The 1,021-nt window shown below is 52.6% G+C and carries 1 protein-coding gene; it reads left to right on the top strand.

Annotated features, from left to right (window positions below; genetic code table 11):
• Window positions 1-932 (top strand): ribosome biogenesis GTPase Der (der, locus tag EOO50_RS17685; RefSeq protein ID WP_290841609.1); only part of this gene is annotated, 932 nt, incomplete at its 5' end.
• Between the last annotated feature and the right edge of the window lie 89 nt (window positions 933-1,021).

Raw genomic sequence — 1,021 nt, 5'->3', positions numbered from 1 at the left:
GGCAGAACTCCGTCGGTGAATTTTACGCGCTGGGTCTGGGTGACCCGTTCCCGATTTCGTCTCTGACCGGAACCGGTACGGGCGATTTGCTGGACGAAGTTGTGAAGCATTTTCCGTCCGACGGCGTCGAAGATCCGAACGCGGGCATCCCGCGCATTGCCATTCTGGGCCGTCCGAACGTCGGGAAGTCGTCGTTTCTGAACGTCCTGATTGGTGAAGAACGCAGCATCGTGACGGACATTGCCGGCACCACCCGCGACGCCATCGACACGCGTTACAGAGCTTTTGGGAAAGATTTCATTCTGACCGACACCGCCGGGATCCGGCGCAAAGCCAAAGTGAAGGACAACATCGAGTTTTACTCGGTTATGCGCTCGCTGAAGGCCCTGGAAGAGTCGGATGTGGTGATTGTGATGCTGGACGCCACGCGCGGTCTGGAAGCGCAGGATATGAACATTATCGGACAGGCGGTTCGGGCGAAAAAAGGGGTTTTATTGATGGTGAACAAATGGGACGCCATCGAGAAAGATACCAAAACCGCCGATACGTGGAAAAAAGAGATCGTGCAGCGCATGGCACCGATCGATTACCTGCCCGTTATTTTCGCTTCGGTCGTAGAAAAACAGCGGATTTTCCAGGTTATGGAAAAGGCGATGGAGGTGTACGAAAACAAGCATAAAAAGATTTCGACCTCGAAACTCAACGAGGTCATGCAGCAGGAAATCATGAACTACCCGCCCCCGGCGACGAAAGGAAAGCTGATCAAAATCAAGTATATGATTCAGTTACCGACGCCCTCGCCCACGTTTGTGTTTTTCTGTAACCTGCCACAGTACATCAAGGAACCGTATACGCGGTATCTGGAAAACAAACTCCGCGATCACTTCGGGTTCGATGGAGCACCAATAACGATATTTTTCCGGCAAAAATGAGGGGTCCGCAGACAACGGCCTCACCTCGAACACGGTATTGGATTGGAGCGCTGCTGGTTTTTCTGGCAGCGTTTTGTTTTGCCTTAAAG

The sequence above is a fragment of the Flavobacterium sp. genome (assembly GCF_004211145.1).
Lineage (GTDB): Bacteria > Bacteroidota > Bacteroidia > Flavobacteriales > Flavobacteriaceae > Flavobacterium.
This window is presented reverse-complemented; position numbering and strand designations above follow the sequence as displayed.